The sequence below is a fragment of the Mycobacterium sp. HM-7 genome (assembly GCF_053852335.1).
The window spans coordinates 2280403-2297166 of sequence record NZ_CM132657.1 but is presented as its reverse complement, the minus strand read 5'-3'; the positions used below and the strand labels follow the sequence as shown (position 1 = coordinate 2297166).

16 protein-coding genes are annotated in these 16764 nt (G+C 67.9%); 4 read left to right on the top strand and 12 right to left on the bottom strand.

Annotation, left to right across the window (positions count from 1 at the left end; genetic code table 11):
- Nucleotides 1–103 precede the first annotated feature (103 nt).
- Nucleotides 104–1684 (top strand): amino acid permease, encoded by a 1581-nt coding sequence (locus ACWW1C_RS11035; protein WP_455983467.1) that lies wholly within the window; start codon nt 104–106, stop codon nt 1682–1684.
- Here the strand turns inward: ACWW1C_RS11035 and ACWW1C_RS11030 are convergent, their stop codons facing one another.
- The 4 genes from ACWW1C_RS11030 to ACWW1C_RS11015 all read right to left on the bottom strand — a co-directional run bounded on the left by ACWW1C_RS11030 (nt 1685) and on the right by ACWW1C_RS11015 (nt 6530).
- Nucleotides 1685–3175: a cobyric acid synthase gene (locus ACWW1C_RS11030; RefSeq protein ID WP_455983466.1), complete on the bottom strand. Its 1491-nt coding sequence runs from the start codon at nt 3173–3175 to the stop codon at nt 1685–1687.
- A 1-nt stretch (nt 3176) separates the two neighbouring features.
- Complete coding sequence (map, locus tag ACWW1C_RS11025; protein ID WP_455983465.1) at nt 3177–4034, bottom strand: type I methionyl aminopeptidase; 858 nt, start codon at nt 4032–4034, stop codon at nt 3177–3179.
- Nucleotides 4035–4120: 86 nt separating this feature from the next.
- Nucleotides 4121–4702 carry a DUF1707 SHOCT-like domain-containing protein gene (locus ACWW1C_RS11020; RefSeq protein ID WP_455983464.1) on the bottom strand — a complete coding sequence of 194 codons (582 nt, stop codon included), beginning with the start codon at nt 4700–4702 and terminating at the stop codon, nt 4121–4123.
- Between the two features lie 13 nt (nt 4703–4715).
- Nucleotides 4716–6530, bottom strand: a complete 1815-nt coding sequence (locus ACWW1C_RS11015) for a penicillin-binding transpeptidase domain-containing protein (RefSeq protein ID WP_455983463.1) — start codon at nt 6528–6530, stop codon at nt 4716–4718.
- A 170-nt stretch (nt 6531–6700) separates the two neighbouring features.
- On the opposite strand from ACWW1C_RS11015, the gene ACWW1C_RS11010 reads away from it, so the two are divergent.
- Both ACWW1C_RS11010 and ACWW1C_RS11005 read left to right on the top strand, forming a co-directional pair.
- Entirely contained in the window at nt 6701–8113 is a 1413-nt protein-coding gene (locus tag ACWW1C_RS11010) for an aminotransferase-like domain-containing protein (protein WP_455983462.1), read from the top strand.
- Between the two features lie 62 nt (nt 8114–8175).
- Complete coding sequence (locus ACWW1C_RS11005; protein WP_455983461.1) at nt 8176–9162, top strand: DMT family transporter; 987 nt, start codon at nt 8176–8178, stop codon at nt 9160–9162.
- Here ACWW1C_RS11005 and ACWW1C_RS11000 read toward each other — a convergent pair.
- From ACWW1C_RS11000 to ACWW1C_RS10975, 6 genes are all read right to left on the bottom strand, one after another.
- Nucleotides 9138–9992, bottom strand: coding sequence for a GNAT family N-acetyltransferase (locus tag ACWW1C_RS11000; protein WP_455983460.1), 855 nt, complete (start codon nt 9990–9992; stop codon nt 9138–9140). The two genes, ACWW1C_RS11005 and ACWW1C_RS11000, sit on opposite strands and share 25 nt — an antisense overlap.
- A 72-nt stretch (nt 9993–10064) precedes the next feature.
- Entirely contained in the window at nt 10065–11231 is a 1167-nt protein-coding gene (gene ispG / locus ACWW1C_RS10995; RefSeq protein WP_455983459.1) for a flavodoxin-dependent (E)-4-hydroxy-3-methylbut-2-enyl-diphosphate synthase, read from the bottom strand.
- A gap of 9 nt (nt 11232–11240) precedes the next feature.
- Nucleotides 11241–12476, bottom strand: a complete 1236-nt coding sequence (locus ACWW1C_RS10990; protein WP_455983458.1) for a M50 family metallopeptidase — start codon at nt 12474–12476, stop codon at nt 11241–11243.
- The gene (gene dxr, locus ACWW1C_RS10985; RefSeq protein ID WP_455984232.1) at nt 12473–13645 is read right to left on the bottom strand and encodes a 1-deoxy-D-xylulose-5-phosphate reductoisomerase; all 1173 of its coding nucleotides are present in this window, start codon (nt 13643–13645) and stop codon (nt 12473–12475) included. Before dxr ends, ACWW1C_RS10990 begins: the two co-directional genes overlap by 4 nt.
- Before the next feature lie 62 nt (nt 13646–13707).
- Nucleotides 13708–14511, bottom strand: a complete 804-nt coding sequence (locus ACWW1C_RS10980) for a DUF4097 family beta strand repeat-containing protein (protein ID WP_455983457.1) — start codon at nt 14509–14511, stop codon at nt 13708–13710.
- A 40-nt stretch (nt 14512–14551) separates the two neighbouring features.
- Nucleotides 14552–15049 carry a histidine kinase gene (locus tag ACWW1C_RS10975; RefSeq protein ID WP_455983456.1) on the bottom strand — a complete coding sequence of 166 codons (498 nt, stop codon included), beginning with the start codon at nt 15047–15049 and terminating at the stop codon, nt 14552–14554.
- Nucleotides 15050–15191: 142 nt separating this feature from the next.
- Between ACWW1C_RS10975 and ACWW1C_RS10970 the strand changes: the two genes are divergently transcribed.
- Nucleotides 15192–15446: a DUF2631 domain-containing protein gene (locus tag ACWW1C_RS10970; protein WP_455983455.1), complete on the top strand. Its 255-nt coding sequence runs from the start codon at nt 15192–15194 to the stop codon at nt 15444–15446.
- 64 nt (nt 15447–15510) lie between these two features.
- On the opposite strand, the gene ACWW1C_RS10965 is transcribed toward ACWW1C_RS10970, so the two are convergent.
- Nucleotides 15511–16254: a YoaK family protein gene (locus tag ACWW1C_RS10965; RefSeq protein WP_455983454.1), complete on the bottom strand. Its 744-nt coding sequence runs from the start codon at nt 16252–16254 to the stop codon at nt 15511–15513.
- Nucleotides 16255–16308: 54 nt separating this feature from the next.
- Complete coding sequence (locus ACWW1C_RS10960) at nt 16309–16737, bottom strand: FHA domain-containing protein (protein WP_455983453.1); 429 nt, start codon at nt 16735–16737, stop codon at nt 16309–16311.
- Between the last annotated feature and the right edge of the window lie 27 nt (nt 16738–16764).

Here is a 16764-nt window from a genome sequence, read left to right as displayed (position 1 = left end):
GAGCAATCCGAAACATCGCCGAAACGGTGACATCAGTTGGCCAGCGCGAAACCCGGACGCACCCTATTGTTCTTCAACATCCGGGGCGCCTAAGGAGGCCACAGTGCCAGAAGGACACGAAGCACTTACCGAAGACGAGCTGCTACTGGCCAAGCTCGGATACAGCCAGGAGCTGCAGCGCTCGTGGTCCGGTTTCAGCAATTTCGCCATTTCGTTCTCGATCATCTCGATCCTCTCGGGGTGCTTCACCTCGTTCGGACTGGGCTGGAACAACGGCGGGCCGGCCGCCATCGCCTGGGGCTGGCCGATCGTCGCTGCGTTCATCCTCGTCATCGGGCTATGTATGTCCGAACTGGTGTCGGCCTTTCCAACTTCTGGCGGAATCTATTGGTGGGCAGCCAAACTCGGCGGAGCCAAGGCCGGCTTCTATGCCGGTTGGCTCAATCTCATCGGCCTGGTGGCCATCCTGGCGTCCGTGGCCTACGGCTGCGCGACGTTCATCGACCTCACGCTGGGCACCCTCAGCGCCGACTGGCTGGCGGGATACAGCCTCACCAGGACGTTCCTCATCTTCGTGGGCATCCTGGGCATCTCGGCGCTCATCAACATCTTCTCCAGCCATCTGCTGGCGATCATCAACAACGTCTCGGTCTGGTGGCACGTCTTCGGCGCGGCCGCGGTGATCGGCATCCTGATCTTCGTCCCGAGCCACCACGCGAGCTTCTCGGATGTCTTCGCCAAGACGATCAACAACAGCGGCATGTTCGGGGGTGCCACCTCGGGCGCCGGTTGGCTGCTCGTGGTGCTGCCGATCTCGGTGATCCTCACGCAGTACACGATCACCGGCTACGACGCATCGGCCCACCTGTCGGAGGAGACCAAGAGCGCGGCGGGCGCGGCCGCCAAAGGCATCTGGCGATCCATCTTCTACTCGGCCGTCGGCGGCTGGATTCTCTTGTTGGCCTTCCTGTTTGCAGTCCAGGATGCCGACGCGGTGTCCAAGGGCGGTGGCGCGGTGGCCGCGATCTTCAACCAGGCGATGAGTTCGAAGTGGGCGACGGCGGTGCTGTTCATCTCGACCGCGGGCCAGTTCTTCTGCGCCGTCGCCTGCCAGACCAGCGCATCCCGCATGCTGTTCGCGTTCAGCCGGGACCGCGCGGTGCCGGGCCACCGCTGGTGGTCGGAGGTCAACAAGCACCGGGTGCCGACACACAGTGTCACTGTCACCGCGGTCGCGGCCGCCGCACTGACCCTGCCGGCCCTGGTCAAGGTCGACATCAACGGCACTCCGACCCCCGTGGCGTTCTACGCCGTGGTCTCCATCGGGGTCGTCGGGGTCTATCTGTGCTTCGCCGTACCGATCTACTACCGCTGGCGCGCCGGCGATGAATTCGAAACGGGCAGTTGGAATCTGCGCGGCCACCACCGGTGGATGGCACCGGTCGCGCTGGCCGAGATCACGGTCACCTCGGTCATCGCGATGTTCCCTACGTCGCTGGGCGGGGTGCCGTGGGATCCGACCTTCGAATGGAAATTCGTCAACTACACGCCGCTGCTGGTCGGTGGCGTCCTACTGCTGCTGTACATCTACTGGCACGTGTCGGTGAAGAACTGGTTCACCGGCCCCATCAAGCAGGTCGAGGAACCAGTAGAGCCGGCAGAACCGGTCGCCGAACCGACCTGATCACTGCCGGAGACCGGTGGCGATGACCGGCCGCGCCGGCGCTCCGGATTCCACCAGCTTCAGCACCGCGTCGATATCCACGTGCGCGGCAAGCAGATCGGCCATCACGTCGAGTTGGGCGTCGCGCCGGGCCGCGACGTTCACGTCGTCGGCCACCGTGAATCCGTCCTTGCCACAGGCCGCCGCGACCTCGGTGAGCCAGGTCCGGCGCACAGCGTCGTTGTCCAGCAGCCCGTGCCAGTGCGTGCCGTACACCTGGTCCCGGCGAATGCCGACGCCCAGCCAATCGGACTCGGTGCTGCGCGCGACCTGGCCGTGGTGAATCTCGTACCCGTACAACGGGGCATCCCAGTGCCTCAGGGTCTTGTCGGCATCGAACTCGATGTCCACATCGAGCAGACCCAAGCCAGACACCCGGCCCGCGCCGGATTCGACCGTGTCGTCGATCGTCGCGCACAGCATCTGGAATCCACCACAGACGCCCAGCACCGCGCGACCCGACCGAGCATGTGCCACAACGGCTTCCGCGAGTCCGCGTCCGCGGAGCCAGCTCAAGTCAGAGACCGTCGCCTTGCTGCCGGGCAATACCACCACGTCGGCGCCGGCCAACTCGGCCGCGGTGTCGACCCAGTGGACGTGTACACCGGGCTCACATGCCAGGGCCTCGACATCGGTGGAGTTCGAAATCCGGGGCAGCCGCACCGCGGCGACGGTCAGTGCCTCGGCACCCCGCGGCGCCGTCGGCCGCCCCAGCTGCCCGCGCGGCGTGACCGACAGCGAGTCCTCGGCATCGAGCCACAGATCGTCGCTGTACGGGATCACCCCGTAGGTCGGGCGGCCGGTGAGCGATTCCAGTTGCCGAAGACCGGGTTCCAGTAGCGCCGGGTCACCGCGGAACTTGTTGACCAGGAAGCCGGCGATCAGTTTCTGATCCTCAGGCTCGAGTACTGCCACCGTGCCGTACAGGTGTGCCAGGAGCCCGCCGCGGTCGATGTCGCCGACGACGACCACCGGCAGATTCGCGGCGCGTGCCAGTCCCATGTTCGCGACATCGGTGGCCCGCAGGTTGATCTCGGCCGGCGAGCCGGCGCCCTCACAGATGACCACATCGAATTCGCTTCGGAGCGCGGCCAATTCGTCGGCGACGACGCCAGCCAGCTGGGTCCTTCGGGTGAAGTAATCGCCCGCGGCCACGGTGCCGGCGACCACGCCGCGCACCACCAGCTGTGAGGTCCGGTCCCCGCCGGGTTTGAGCAGGATCGGGTTGAACCGCACGCTCGGCGCCAGCCCGGCCGCCCGGGCCTGCATCGCCTGGGCCCGGCCGATTTCGCCGCCCTCGACCGTCACGGCCGAGTTGTTCGACATGTTCTGCGCCTTGAACGGCGCCACGCGCATGCCCTTGCGCGCCAGCAGTCGGCAGAGCCCGGCCACCACCATGGACTTACCGGCGTCCGACGTGGTGCCGGCGACCAGCAGAGCGCCGCCTGTCACATCAGGGCAGGGTCAGGATGTCGGCGCCGTCGTCGGTCACCACGAGGGTGTGTTCGAACTGCGCCGTCCACTTCTTGTCCTTGGTGGCGACGGTCCAGTCGTCGTCCCAGATCTCGTAGTCCAGCGAGCCGAGGTTGATCATCGGCTCGATGGTGAAGGTCATGCCCGGTTCCAGCACGGTGTCGACCTCGGGCTTGTCGTAATGCAACACGATCAGTCCGTTGTGGAAGGTCTCCCCGATGCCGTGTCCGGTGAAGTCGCGAACCACGTTGTAGCCGAACCGGTTTGCGTAGGACTCGATGACCCGGCCGACGATCGACAGCTGCCGTCCCGGCTTCACGGCCTTGATGGCCCGCATGGTGGCCTCGTGGGTGCGCTCGACCAGCAGCCGGTGCTCCTCCGAGACGTCACCGGCCAGGAAGGTGGCGTTGGTGTCGCCGTGCACGCCGTCGATGTAGGCGGTGACGTCGATGTTGACGATGTCACCGTCCTCGATCACCGTCGAGTCCGGGATGCCGTGGCAGATGACCTCGTTCAGCGAGGTGCAGCAGGACTTGGGAAAGCCCTTGTAGCCCAGTGTCGACGGGTAGGCGCCGTGGTCGAGCATGTACTCGTGCGCCACCCGGTCCAGGTGGTCGGTGGTGACGCCGGGTGCGACGGCCTTGCCGGCCTCGGCGAGGGCCTGGGCCGCGATACGGCCGGCGACGCGCATCTTCTCGATCACCTCGGGCGTCTGCACCCAGGGCTCGCTACCTTCGCGCACCGTCGGCTTCCACGCGTACTCCGGACGCGGGATCGACTTGGGCACCGGAAGGGTGGCAGACACCTCGCCGGGGCGAAGCGCGGTACGAACAGACATCGTCCCAGCTTAGCGAGCGCCGCAGCTGGACGTATTTGCCGCACTCCTCAACGCGGCTCGTGCCTCGCCGCTTGATCGTCGCGCGGCTACCGGTCGCCGCGGCCGAACAGGCCCCGGCGCGGCCCGCGGATGTCGACCGACCCGAAGACCACCCGCCCGGTCAGGATCACGTGCGGGGTGCCATCGGCGGGTGCGTCCTTGCGATGGTCGGTGGCACTGCCGACGGCCACCTCGACGTCGTCGATGGATGCGCTGGCGCCATCGGGCAGCCGGAGGTCCAGAGAGCTGAACTTGAGATCGAGTTCGATGACGACGATGGGGCCGCCAAAGCGGGCGCGGGTGAGGTCCAGGTCGATCGAGCCGATACGGCGGACCAGCGCGAGCCGGGTCGGCACGACCCATTCGCCCTGCCGCTTCAAAGAGCCCATGACACCGCGCAGCTCGACCCGGTCGGCCGAGCCCGTCACGATGGCGTTGGGCGCCGGCAGGTCACCGACCAGCACCGCCAGCTCGGCCTGCTGACGGGCGAGGGCGACCAGCGCGGATCGTTCGGAGAACTCGTTCATGTCGATGAGCCCCAGCGCGACCGCGTTGTGCAGCCGCCGGAGCGTGCCGTTGCGGTCCGCGTCGGAGACGCGCAGGACCGCGATCTCGTCGCTGTTGGTCATCCAAACAGGCTACTCAGACCAGGTAATCCGGCGGCAGGCCCTTGAACATGTCCCGGCACATGCGGACCGCGGTTTCGGACCCGCCGCCGCCGACGATCAGCGCCGCGAAGGCCATGTCGCCCCGGTAGCCGGCGAACCAGGCATGCGAGCCGCCCGAGAATTCGGCTTCACCGGTCTTCCCCCGGACGTCGCCGCTGCCCCGCAGATCCTTGGCGGTGCCGTTGGTCACCACCAGCTGCATCATGGGCCGCAGACCGTCCAGCATCTTCGGTGTGATGGGTGCGGTGCTGCCGGTCACCGTGGTCGGGCGGCCCTCGATCAGCTGCGGGAGCGGGGTCTTGCCGGCCGCGACGGTGGCCGCCGCCAGCGCCATGCCGAACGGACTGACCACGACCTTGCCCTGGCCGAAACCGTCCTCGGTGCGCTCGGCCAGGTTCACCGTGGGGGGCACCTTCCCGGTGACGGTGTCGATGCCGGCGACCTGGTAGTCGGCACCGATGCCGTACTGGGCCGCCGCATTCGTCAGGGCACGCGGCGGCATCCGGCTCGCCAGCTCGGCGAACGTCGTGTTGCAGGAGTTCGCGAAGGCCCGGGACATCGGGACGACGCCGAGGTCGAACCGGTCGTAGTTCGGGATGGTGCGCTGTCCGATGTCGATGGTGCCGGGGCAGCCGAGCAGCGTGTTGGGGCCGGCCATGTCGGTTTCGATGGCGGCGCCGGCGGTGACCATCTTGAACGTCGAGCCGGGCGGGTACAGGCCCATGGTGGCGGTCGGGCCGTCGACGTCGGCCGCCGCGTTCTGGGCAACAGCCAGGATTTCGCCGGTCGACGGCTTGATGGCGACGATCATCGCCTTGCGGCCCACCATGTTCACCGCGTCCTGGGCTGCGTTCTGGACGTTGCGGTCCAGGCTGATGGTGATCGACGGGGCCGGCTTGCCGGGAACCTCGTTGAGGACGTCGATGTCGGCGCCGTTCTGGTTGACGCTGACGACGCGCCAGCCGGCCTGTCCGACCAGCTGATCGGCGACCTGCTTCTTGACCTCGGTGACGATGGCCGGCGCGAACCGGGGATCGGTGGGCACCATCTCCGGCTGTGGCGTGATCACCACGCCAGGCAGATGTGCGAGGGCGCCCGACACCTTGTCGTTGTCCTCGCGGCGCAGGGTGATCAGGTTCAGCGGGCCGGTGGACGAGCTGGCCTGCTCGGCCAGCCGCTGGGCGTCCATGGTGTTGTCGAACTGCCGCAGCACGTCGGCGACCACGCGGGATGTCCGCATCAGGTCACCGGCGGCGGAGCGCGCGTTCAGCGCGTAGTTGTAGTGGTACCCGGGTACCAGAACGTTCGTGCCACCGAGTTCATTGACCGAGGCCCGGATCGGCTGATCGGCGCGCAACTGGAAGCTCTGGTGCTCCCCCAGGTTGGGATGGAGATCCGTGCTGCCCCAACGGACCTGCCACCGGCCGTCCTGCCGGATCATGTTGAGCTGTCCGGTGTAGGCCCAGGTGCGGTCCTTGGGCAGGTGCCAGGTGTACCGGTAGGTGATCTTGCCGGTGTCCTGGGTGTACTTGGAGCCGAGGACCTGCGCGTCGAGCTTGGTCGCCTGCAGGCCCGACCAGGCCTGGTTGATCGCGGTGCGTGCGTCATTGGGTTTGTCGGCCAGTTCGGCGGCGGCGGCCGTATCCCCACGGCCGAGGGCGGCGAAGAACGCCTGCGCGGTCGGCTCTGGGCCGTTGGGCTTCGGGGTGCAGGCCGTCATCGCTCCTGCGACCGCGACGACCGACAACAACGCGGCCGAGCGTGAAACGGATGATGTGTGCGTTGCCATTGGGGCTGATGTTAGAAGTGTGACAAGCGGGCGGCGCGGAGGCACACCGAGACAGAACCGTGACAGTTTTGTGAGATCCATCCTCGGGGCCGGATTCCGCCGTCGATCGCACATGAGCACCCGAACGGCTCCAGCAGGTACCGCATACGGAAAGCGCTACCATCCTTTCGATGGGGCCCAGTAGCGCCGACCGGATCGTCGCCGACCTGCGCGCGTGGATACGCGACGCTGCGCCAGGTGCACAGCTGCCGTCCAGCCGCGCTCTCGTGGCACGTTACGAGGCCAGCCCGGTAACCGTGCAGCGCGCCATGCAGACCTTGATCGGCCTGGGCCTCGTCGAGAGCCGGCCCGGCGCCGGCAGCTTCGTCAGGGGCGCCCGCGCCGCGCGTCCGTTGAGCTTCAATTGGCAAGCCGGCGCGCTGCGCGCCGCCAACACCCGGACGCCGAGTCTGCCCGCCGCATTGCGCGACACCACCCACGACGCGATCGGGTTGCACTCCGGTTTCCCGGCGGTCGATCTGTTGCCCGAACGCACCGTCCGGAGCGCGCTGAGCCGGGCCGCACGGGCGGGCGCAGCCATGAGCCGACCACCCGTGACGGGCCTACCGGAGTTGCAGACCTGGTTCGCCGGTGAATTGGCGGCGGTGACCCCGGCCGGAATCGCCGCGCCGGCGCCTCGCGACGTCATCGTCGTCCCCGGTACCCAGAGTGGCCTCAGCTCGATATTTCGCGCACTGGTCGGGCCCGGACACCCGGTACTGATGGAATCCCCGACGTATTGGGGCGCGATCCTCGCGGCGACACACGCCGATGTACGAATAGCCCCGGTCGCCGGCGACGCCGACGGCCCGGATCCCGACGATCTCGCCCGCGCTTTCACCGAGACGGGAGCGCGAGTGTTCTACGCGCAACCGAACTTCGCGAATCCGACTGGCGCACAATGGTCGCCGGCCCGCCGCGAACAAGTCATGGCAGTGGTGCGCGACAAAGGTGCCTTCCTGATCGAGGATGACTGGGCCCACGACTTCGGCATCGACAGCACCCCCGTGCCCCTGGCCGCGTACGACGATGTCGGGCACGTGGTGTACCTGCGATCGCTCACCAAGAGCATGTCGCCCGCGGTACGGATCGGCGCGATCATCGCCCGCGGTCCGGTACGTGACCGCATCCTCGCCGACCGTGCCGCCGAGTCCATGTACGTCAGCGGCGTATTACAGTCTGCCGCTTTGGAAGTCGTGCTGCAGCCCGCGTGGCGAACGCACCTCCGCACCCTGCGGCGGCAGTTGCGCGAGCGTCGCGACCTGCTGGCAAGCTGCCTGGCCGAACACGCGCCGCACGCCGTGGTGGATCACCTGCCCCAGGGCGGCCTGTACCTCTGGGCCCGCTTGCCCGACGAAGTCGACCTGGATCGATTGGTGCGCGATTGCGCCAACGCCGACGTACTCATTCCCGCGGGCACGGAATGGTTTCCCGCCGAACCGGTCGGCACCTATACCCGGCTGAGCTACACCGGCACCGACCCAGCCCGCTTCACCGATGGCGTGCGGGTGCTCGGGCAGGCATTGGCAGCGCAACTGGCCTGACGCCCGGGTCCGACGACAAAAACCCCACGCCGGACGCACCCGCATTACTGCTATCGTCAAACATGAAGAACCAGAGTAGCGCTATCGCTAATCATTCGGACCCGCTATCGCCACGTTCCGGGTTCGCCTGGGGTGTGCTCGGCGTCCTCGCGTTCTCGTTCACCGTCCCGCTGACCCGCATCGTCGTCCAGCACGGGGCGATGTCTCCACTGTTCGTCGGGTCCGGTCGCGCAGTCGTCGCAACGCTGCTGGCCACCGGCGCGCTGGCACTGACCCGGCAACCACTGCCGCGCGGCATCGTGTGGGGCCGTCTGATGATCGTGGCCGGTGGCGTCGTCATCGGCTTTCCGCTGCTGACGTCGTATGCATTGACCACGGTTCCGGCGTCCCACGGCGCCGTGGTCATCGCCGTCCTGCCCGCAGCGACAGCCGTTGCGACAGTGCTGCGGACCGGGGAACGGCCGGCGACTCCCTTCTGGATCGCCGCCACCCTCGGCGCGGTCGCGGCTGTGGTCTTCGCCGGGCTGCAAGGCGGCGGCATAGGCGTGCTCCAGACCTCGGACCTCCTACTGCTCGGCGCCGTGGTTGCCGCGGCGGTAGGTTACGCCGAAGGCGGCCTGCTGGCCCGTGAACTCGGTGCATGGCAGACGGTTTCGTGGGCGCTGGTGGTCTCGTCGCCACTAATGGTGGCCCTGACCTGCGTATCCGTGGCGGGTAGACCGCCGGTCGCAGGTGCCACCGAATGGGCGGCCTTCGCCTATCTCGCGGCGGTCAGCATGTTCCTCGGATTCTTCGCGTGGTACCGCGGGCTGGCGATCGGGCCGATGGCACAAGTCAGCCAAACCCAACTGACGCAGCCGGTCATGAGCATTCTCTGGGCCACGCTGTTGCTCCACGAACGACTCACCTGGCCGACCGTGGTCGGCGGCATCGCCGTCATCCTCTGCGCGCTGGCCGCGATTCGCTCCAGGGCCGGCCGGCCCGGTACGCCTGAACCCTCGGCGCCGAGGGCCGCAGATCAGCGTCAGTCCAGCAACACCGTGGCGTAGGTGCCCAACTGGTTGAACCCGATGCGCCGGTAGATCGCCCGGGCGGGGGCGTTGAAGTCGTTGACGTAGAGGCTGGCCGTCCGCCCGCTGCGCAGCACCGCGGCCGCCAGCGTTGCGGTGCCCGCCGCACCGAGGCCGCGCCCGCGCCAGTCCGGGTGTACCCACACGCCCTGGATTTGACCGACCCGCGACGTCTGGGCGCCGATCTCGGCCTTGAACACGACCTGGCCGTCCTCGAACCGCGCCCAGGCCCGGCCGGCCGCGATCAGCCCCGCCAGCCGGCGGCGGTAGCCGCGGCCGCCGTCGCCCATGCGCGGGTCAACCCCTACCTCGCCGATGAACATGTCCACTGCCGCAACGACATACGCGTCCAACTCGTCCATTCGCACCGGACGTACCGCCGGATCGACCGCGCATTGCGGGGTGCCGGACAGGGTCAGCAGCGGCTGGCAGTCCCGGACCTCGCGGGCCGGGCCCCACACCTGAGCCAACTGCTGCCACATCGGCAGCACCAGCTCGGCGCGGCCCACCAGCGACGAACACCGCCGCGGCGCACTCATCACCTTGTCGGCGAACACCATCATGTCGGCCGCGGTCCCCCGCATCGGGATCAGGTTCACCCCGGCGAAGCACAGCGACTCGGTGGGCTGGCTGCGGGTCCACAGCTCGCCGCCGATCGCCACCGGATCGAGGCCGTGGTCTGCCACCCGGGCGGCCACCATGCAGGTGCCCACGGGATCCTCATCGAAGACCTGCTGCACCTGGGCCACTTCGCGCACCACAGATATCCGGCGCGCATCTGCGATCCGGAATAGTGGAGGTGCCGACATTCACCGACCTTCTGCGAGTGTGACCTGGTTTGCTATTGGAGCCAGTCCGTGACTGCGATCACAAGACTGTGCTCAGCTTACGGTTACGACCGGCGAACCGCTCGCATCAGTGCCCGACTCGGCCGCGATCCGCATGGCCTCTTCGATCAGGGTCTCGACGATCTGCGACTCGGGCACGGTCTTGATCACCTGTCCACGCACGAAGATCTGACCCTTGCCGTTGCCGGACGCCACCCCGAGATCGGCCTCACGAGCCTCCCCCGGGCCGTTCACCACGCAGCCCATGACGGCGACGCGCAGCGGCACGTCGAGCCCGTCGAGGCCGGCCGATACCGCGTTGGCCAGTTTGTAGACATCCACCTGGGCACGGCCGCACGACGGGCACGACACGATCTCCAGGCCGCGCGGCCGCAGGTTCAGCGACTCCAGAATCTGGTTGCCGACCTTGACCTCTTCGACCGGCGGCGCGGACAGCGATACGCGGATGGTGTCGCCGATGCCCTCACTGAGCAGCGCGCCGAACGCGACGGCGCTCTTGATGGTGCCCTGGAACGCCGGGCCGGCCTCGGTCACGCCGAGGTGCAGCGGGTAGTCGCATTTGGCGGCGAGCTGGCGGTAGGCCTCCACCATGATCACCGGGTCGTTGTGCTTGACGCTGATCTTGATGTCGCCGAAGCCGTGCTCCTCGAACAGCGAGGCCTCCCACAGCGCCGACTCGACGAGTGCCTCCGGGGTGGCCTTGCCGTACTTCTCCAGCAGCCGCGGGTCCAGGGAACCGGCGTTGACACCGATGCGGATCGGGATGCCCGCGGCGCCGGCGGCCTTGGCGACCTCCTTGACGCGGCCGTCGAACTCCTTGATGTTGCCCGGGTTCACGCGCACCGCGGCGCATCCGGCATCGATGGCCGCGAAGATGTACTTCGGCTGGAAATGGATGTCGGCGATCACCGGAATCTGGCTGTGCCGGGCGATCTCGGCGAGCGCGTCGGCGTCTTCCTGCCGGGGACAGGCCACGCGCACGATGTCACAGCCCGACGCCGTCAGCTCGGCGATCTGCTGCAGCGTCGAGTTCACGTCGTGGGTCTTGGTGGTGCACATCGACTGCACGGCGATCGGGTAGTCGCTGCCGACGCCGACGTCACGCACCATGAGCTGACGGGTCTGCCGGCGCGGGGCCAGAGTCGGTGGTGGCGGCGGCGTTTCGCCGACGCCCGGCATACCCAAACCGATGGAGGTCATCACGGTCTCCTACTGGAAGATTCGAATGGGGTTCACAAGGTCCGCCGTCACGGTCAGCAGCATGTAGCCGCCGATCACGACCAGCACCACATACGTGGCCGGCATCAGCTTGAGGTAGTTCACCGGCGCCGCGGCGACTTTGCCGCGGGACGCGCGAATCATATTGCGCAGCTTCTCGAACACTGCGACCGCGATGTGCCCACCGTCGAACGGCAGCAGTGGCAGCAGGTTCACCGCGCCCAGCACGAAGTTCAGCTGCGCCAGGAAGAACCAGAACATCACCCACAGCCCGTGGTCGACGGTATCGCCGCCGATGATGCTGGCCCCGACCACGCTGATGGGGGTTTCCTTGTCGCGCTCGCCACCGCCGATCGAGTGGATCAGCGCACCGACCTTGGTCGGGATCTTCGCCAGCGACTTGCCGAGTTCGACGGCCAGGTCACCGGTGAAGGTGAAGGTCGCGGGCACGGCGGTCAGCACGTTGTACTGCGTCGGCCCGGGCAGCGGCGCCGCGGTGACGCCGATGGCCCCGACCGTCGCGGCGGTGTCGGAGTCCTTCACCGTGTAGCGCTGGGTCTGCTCGACGTTGACGGTGGTGGTGAACGTCTGGCCGCCGCGTTCGTAGACGACCGGCACAGTGCCGCTGAGGCCGCGGATGACCTTCGCCATCTCCTCGAACGTGCTCACCGGCTTGTCGCCCACCTTGACCACGGTGTCTCCGGCCTTCAGGCCCGCCGCCGCGGCGGGGCCAGCACCCGGATGCGGGCACGGACCGAACGGGTTGTCGCCCGTCTTCGCGATTTGCGGCGCCACACAAGCGGTCTCGCCGATCACCGCGGTGGTCGTGGGGTGCAGGTTCGGCAGGCCCCACGTGACCGCGATGCCGTAGATCAGCACCAGTCCGATGACGAAGTTCATCGCGGGTCCGGCGAACAGCACGGCGACGCGCTTCCATACCTTCTGCTTGTACATCGCGTACGGCTCGTCCTGCGGCGCGATCTCGTCGACGGACGTCATGCCCGCGATGTCGCAGAAGCCGCCCAGCGGCACGGCCTTGAGGCCGTATTCAGTGGTGCCGAGCCGGTTGGGCCGGTGCGTGGACCACAGTGTCGGTCCGAAACCGACGAAGTACCGCCGCACCTTCATTCCGGTGGCCCGGGCCACCCACATGTGGCCGCACTCGTGCAGGGCCACCGACACCAGAATGGCCAGCGCGAAGAGCGCAATACCGATCACGAACATCATCGGGCGGGCACAACCTCCTGTGCGATGGTGCGCCGCGCCCGGTCCCGGGCCCAATCCTGCGCATCAAGTACGTCTTCCACGGTAGCGGGTTCGGCGGCCCATTGATCCGCAGCGCCCAGCACGTCGGCAACGGTCCGCACGATCGCCGGGAAACCGATACGGCGCTGGAGGAAGGCCTCTGCTGCTTCCTCGTTGGCGGCGTTGTAGACCGCGGTCAGGCAACCACCGCGGGTGCCGGCCTCGCGGGCCAGCCGGACCGCCGGGAAGACATCGTCGTCGAGCGGCTCGAATTCCCAGGTCGAGGCCGTGGTCCAGTCACACGCCAGGGCGGCGCCCGGGACGCGGGCCGGCCAGCCCAGCGCCAGCGCGATGGGCAGCTTCATATCGGGCGGGCTGGCCTGCGCCAGCGTCGAGCCGTCGGTGAACGTGACCATCGAGTGCACGATGGACTGCGGGTGCACCACGACGTCGATGCGGTCATAGTCGATGCCGAACAGCAGGTGGGTCTCGATGAGCTCCAAGCCCTTGTTGACCAGTGACGCCGAGTTCAGAGTGTTCATGGGCCCCATCGACCAGGTCGGATGGGCGCCGGCCTGCTCGGGTGTGACGTCTTCGAGCGCCGCCGCCGACCAGCCACGGAACGGCCCGCCCGATGCCGTGAGCACCAGCCGGGCCACTTCGTCACCCGTGCCGCCCCGCAGGCACTGCGCCAGCGCCGAGTGCTCGGAGTCGACGGGCACGATCTGCCCGGGCTGCGCCGCCTTGAGCACCAGCGGTCCACCGGCGACCAGCGACTCCTTGTTCGCCAGCGCGAGCCGGGCGCCCGAATTCAACGCGGCCAGCGTCGGCTTCAAACCGAGGGCGCCGACCAGTGAGTTCAGGACGACGTCCGCCTCGGTGTCCTCGACCAGCCGGGTGGCGGCGTCGGGGCCGCGGTAGGTGGCCTCGACAGGCGCGTCCGGGTCGGCCACCGCGATGTTGGTGACGCCCGTCTCGGCCGCCTGCCGGGCCAGCAGCTCCGCGTTGCCGCCGCCGGCCGCCAGACCGACGATCTCGAACCGGTCGGGGTTGGCGGCGATCACCTCCAGGGCCTGGGTACCGATCGACCCGGTACTGCCGAGCACCAGGACTCGTAGCCGCTCACTCACTTCTCTATTGTGCCGCCCGATCGGGGCTTCGGCGTCAGCGGTGGCACATCGGGTTCACCGGAGCGCCACATTCGGCACAGCGCTCAGGCCGGTACGGCCGTGGCGCGCCGGATGGCGATGTCACCGGAAGCGGTCCGCGCGTGCACCGTCAGCCGCCGGTCATCGTGCTCGGGGCCTGCGGTGGGAGCCAGATCGCTGCGCACGTCCCCGGAGCGGCTGTCGAGGTCGAGGTTCGCGGCGGTGCCCTGTGCGATGCCGACCTCGACCTGGCCACTGGCCGTCGCGACGGACACCGATCCGGACTCTGCGCCGGTCACCGTCAGGGATCCGGACGCCGTCCGGCTGTTGACGCCGCCCCGCAACGTTCCGACAGTCGCCGAACCACTGGCGGCCTGGAACTTCAGGTTGCCGTCCAGAGCGTCGATCGTCAGGTCTCCCGACGCGGTGGAGACGTTGGCATTGCCGACCAGCCGGTGCGCCGAGATGTCACCGGAGGCGGTGGCGGCCTTGATGTTTCCCTCCACCGAGTCGAAGGCAGCGTTGCCGCTTGCCGCGTCGAACCGGCAGTCCGCCACGGTTCCGGCGACGTGCAGATCAGCCGACGCCACCGCGACCGAGAGCCGCGATCCCGCCGGCAACGCGATGTCCACGTTGACGGCGCCGCCGCGGCCCAGCGACAGCAGCTTCCGGCCGACGAGGACGGTCAGCGCGCCGTGGGAAAAGTCGACGTGCGCCTGCTCGGCGGCGCGGACGTCGGCCGCCCGCATCGGGTCACGAGGCGAGACCTGCACCTCCGTGTCATCCCGCTCGGCGGCCGCGATGCGCACCGCGCCGGCTACGAGTTGGACCGAGGCGGCGATGGGATCGGGCGTCGGAAAAGTTGGCATTGTTCTCTCCTATCGGTGGTTGTGTTCTGGTGCGACGTAGTCAGCGGACCCAGCCGGTGACGGTGTTGCCGTGCTTGCGGCCGCGTGGCGACGGGCTGCCCAACGCGGCACCGACGGCACGCACGATCCAGGCGTTGACCGACAGCCCGTCGCGGCGGGCCGCGGCGTCGACGCCGCCACGGAGTCCTTCGGGCAGCCGGAGGGTGACCCGCCACGTCCCGCCGTCGTCGGGCGCGGCGAAGGTGTCCTCGGATTGGTCCGCATCCGCCACGGCCGGCGGGCCGGGTTCTGTGTCGGCCGGCGCGGTCACGACGAATTCCGGGTCGCGGCCGCGTAATCGCACGTCGACCGACGCCGGCGCCAATTCACGGGTGATGTGCTCGGCCGCTTCGGAGAGCGCCTCGAGCAACGCCAGGCGTAGCGCGGAATCGAGCGGGGCGCTGAGCCGTTCGGCAAGTTCGGCTGCCGCTTCGCCGCCGGCCGCAGCAGCGATTTCCAACTCCAGCCGAACCCCGTCGACATACGGTTGCAGATCCATGACACCATATTGACACCATCATGGTGTCATCGCAAGCACCACCTTGACGCCGCCGTTTGACGTTCGACGCGGCCGCCGACAAATACGACCGAGCGTCGTATGTAAGAATGTCGGCAATCCATCGGATCGTTAAGGAGTAGCCGTGGCCACCACCGAGGTCGAACGAAGCACCGGCGTCGATGTCGAAGACGTCCCCTCCGCCGAGTGGGGCTGGTCGAAGATGAACCGCGGCGTCATTCAGGCCGGCGGCATCCTGTCCGCCATCTTCCTGCTGGTGATGCTGCGCGGCAACCACGTCGGCCACGTCGAGGACGCCTGGCTGATCGGGTTCTCGCTCCTGCTGTTCGTCATCGTGATCCGCGGCTGGTGGCTGCGTCGTCGCGGCTGGATCCGCTGAGTAGTTCTTCACGAACAAAGGCCACGAACGCTTCGGAGTTCGTGGCCTTTGTCGTTGACTGGCCCTAGGCCGCGGCCTCGGGCTCCCGGTGCCTCTTGTCCGAATGGAAGAACGTGACGAGTGTCGTTGCGCCGCAGATCAATCCGACCGTACCGATGAGCTGGGGGCCGGTGATGCGGTCCGCCAGCCCACCACCCACGGCCGCCCCGATCATGAACGACGACAGCAGGGCGAAGTAGCCGAGCCAGTCATAGACGGTGCCCTTGCCGCAGATGTGGCGTTCCAGCCCCTGCCCCAGCTTGACGACCGTGCCGGTGACGTAACTCAGTGGCACGGCCACCTCGCCGTTCTTGACGAAACTGGTGTTCAGCGCGCCGACCGAGAAACAGATGATCAGGATGCCGGTGAAGTTGACGTCCTCGTAGTACCAGCCGTCCTCGTACAACTCGACCACGGAAGCGACCAACAGGCCGATGGTGACCAAGGCGGTGGCACCGTGCGGATGGTTCTGCCAGTACCGGCGCCGCAGGAACGACGCGACGAACACCCCCGCCACGAAGCAGGCCATCAACCACAACGCCGCCTGCGGACCGGCCCCGGACACCTTCTGCCGTTCGGCGACGTCGAACCAGCCGAGCACGGCCCGTTCGGTGTTGCCCGTCATGAAGGTGACGAAGTATCCGGCGCTGTGCAGGAACGCAACCGCGCCGATCATGCCCGCCAACCACGACAGCAGCCACGACAACCGGGCCTCCGGTCCGATGGCGGCTTCCTTGCTCACAACCCTGTCGGGCGACTGCTCATCCACTGGCACATTATGTACGCCACCGATCGGCGAACCGCTCCGATCGGTCCGGCCCGGTCACCGGTCGTGCTGTTGACAGGTGAAGGTCAGCCGGAACTTACCGATCTGGATTTCGTCACCACTGGTGAGCGGGAGCGACTGGACCTGGATTCCGTTGACGTAGGTGCCGTTCAGGCTGCCGGCGTCGATGATCCAGTATTCGTCGTCCAGCCAACGGATTTCGGCGTGATTGCGGCTGACGGTGATGTCGTCGAGAAACACGGCACTGTCGGGATGCCGGCCGGCTGCGACGACGTCGTCGGCAAGCAGGAACCGCCCGGCCGCGCCGGGGCCGCGGGTGATCACCAGGACACCCGAGCCCGGGCGCACCTCGGACGCCGACTTTCGCACGGCGTGTCCGCCGGCAGGTGCGCCGATGACGCGGTGTGCGGCGGTGGCATCGACAGCGACGTCGTCGTCGGGGCGCGCGTGGTCGGTCAGGCTCATATCGGGTTTCCTCTTACTTAGATGGGT

Coding starts and splice junctions, on each gene's coding strand:
- map (WP_455983465.1), bottom strand. CDS start 4,034: ATGTCTGTTCGTACCGCGCTTCGCCCCGGCGAGGTGTCTGCCACCCTT.
- ACWW1C_RS11020 (WP_455983464.1), bottom strand. CDS start 4,702: ATGACCAACAGCGACGAGATCGCGGTCCTGCGCGTCTCCGACGCGGAC.
- ACWW1C_RS11015 (WP_455983463.1), bottom strand. CDS start 6,530: ATGGCAACGCACACATCATCCGTTTCACGCTCGGCCGCGTTGTTGTCG.
- ACWW1C_RS11010 (WP_455983462.1), top strand. CDS start 6,701: ATGGGGCCCAGTAGCGCCGACCGGATCGTCGCCGACCTGCGCGCGTGG.
- ACWW1C_RS11005 (WP_455983461.1), top strand. CDS start 8,176: ATGAAGAACCAGAGTAGCGCTATCGCTAATCATTCGGACCCGCTATCG.
- ACWW1C_RS11000 (WP_455983460.1), bottom strand. CDS start 9,992: ATGTCGGCACCTCCACTATTCCGGATCGCAGATGCGCGCCGGATATCT.
- ispG (WP_455983459.1), bottom strand. CDS start 11,231: ATGACCTCCATCGGTTTGGGTATGCCGGGCGTCGGCGAAACGCCGCCG.
- ACWW1C_RS10990 (WP_455983458.1), bottom strand. CDS start 12,476: ATGATGTTCGTGATCGGTATTGCGCTCTTCGCGCTGGCCATTCTGGTG.
- ACWW1C_RS10980 (WP_455983457.1), bottom strand. CDS start 14,511: ATGCCAACTTTTCCGACGCCCGATCCCATCGCCGCCTCGGTCCAACTC.
- ACWW1C_RS10975 (WP_455983456.1), bottom strand. CDS start 15,049: ATGGATCTGCAACCGTATGTCGACGGGGTTCGGCTGGAGTTGGAAATC.
- ACWW1C_RS10960 (WP_455983453.1), bottom strand. CDS start 16,737: ATGAGCCTGACCGACCACGCGCGCCCCGACGACGACGTCGCTGTCGAT.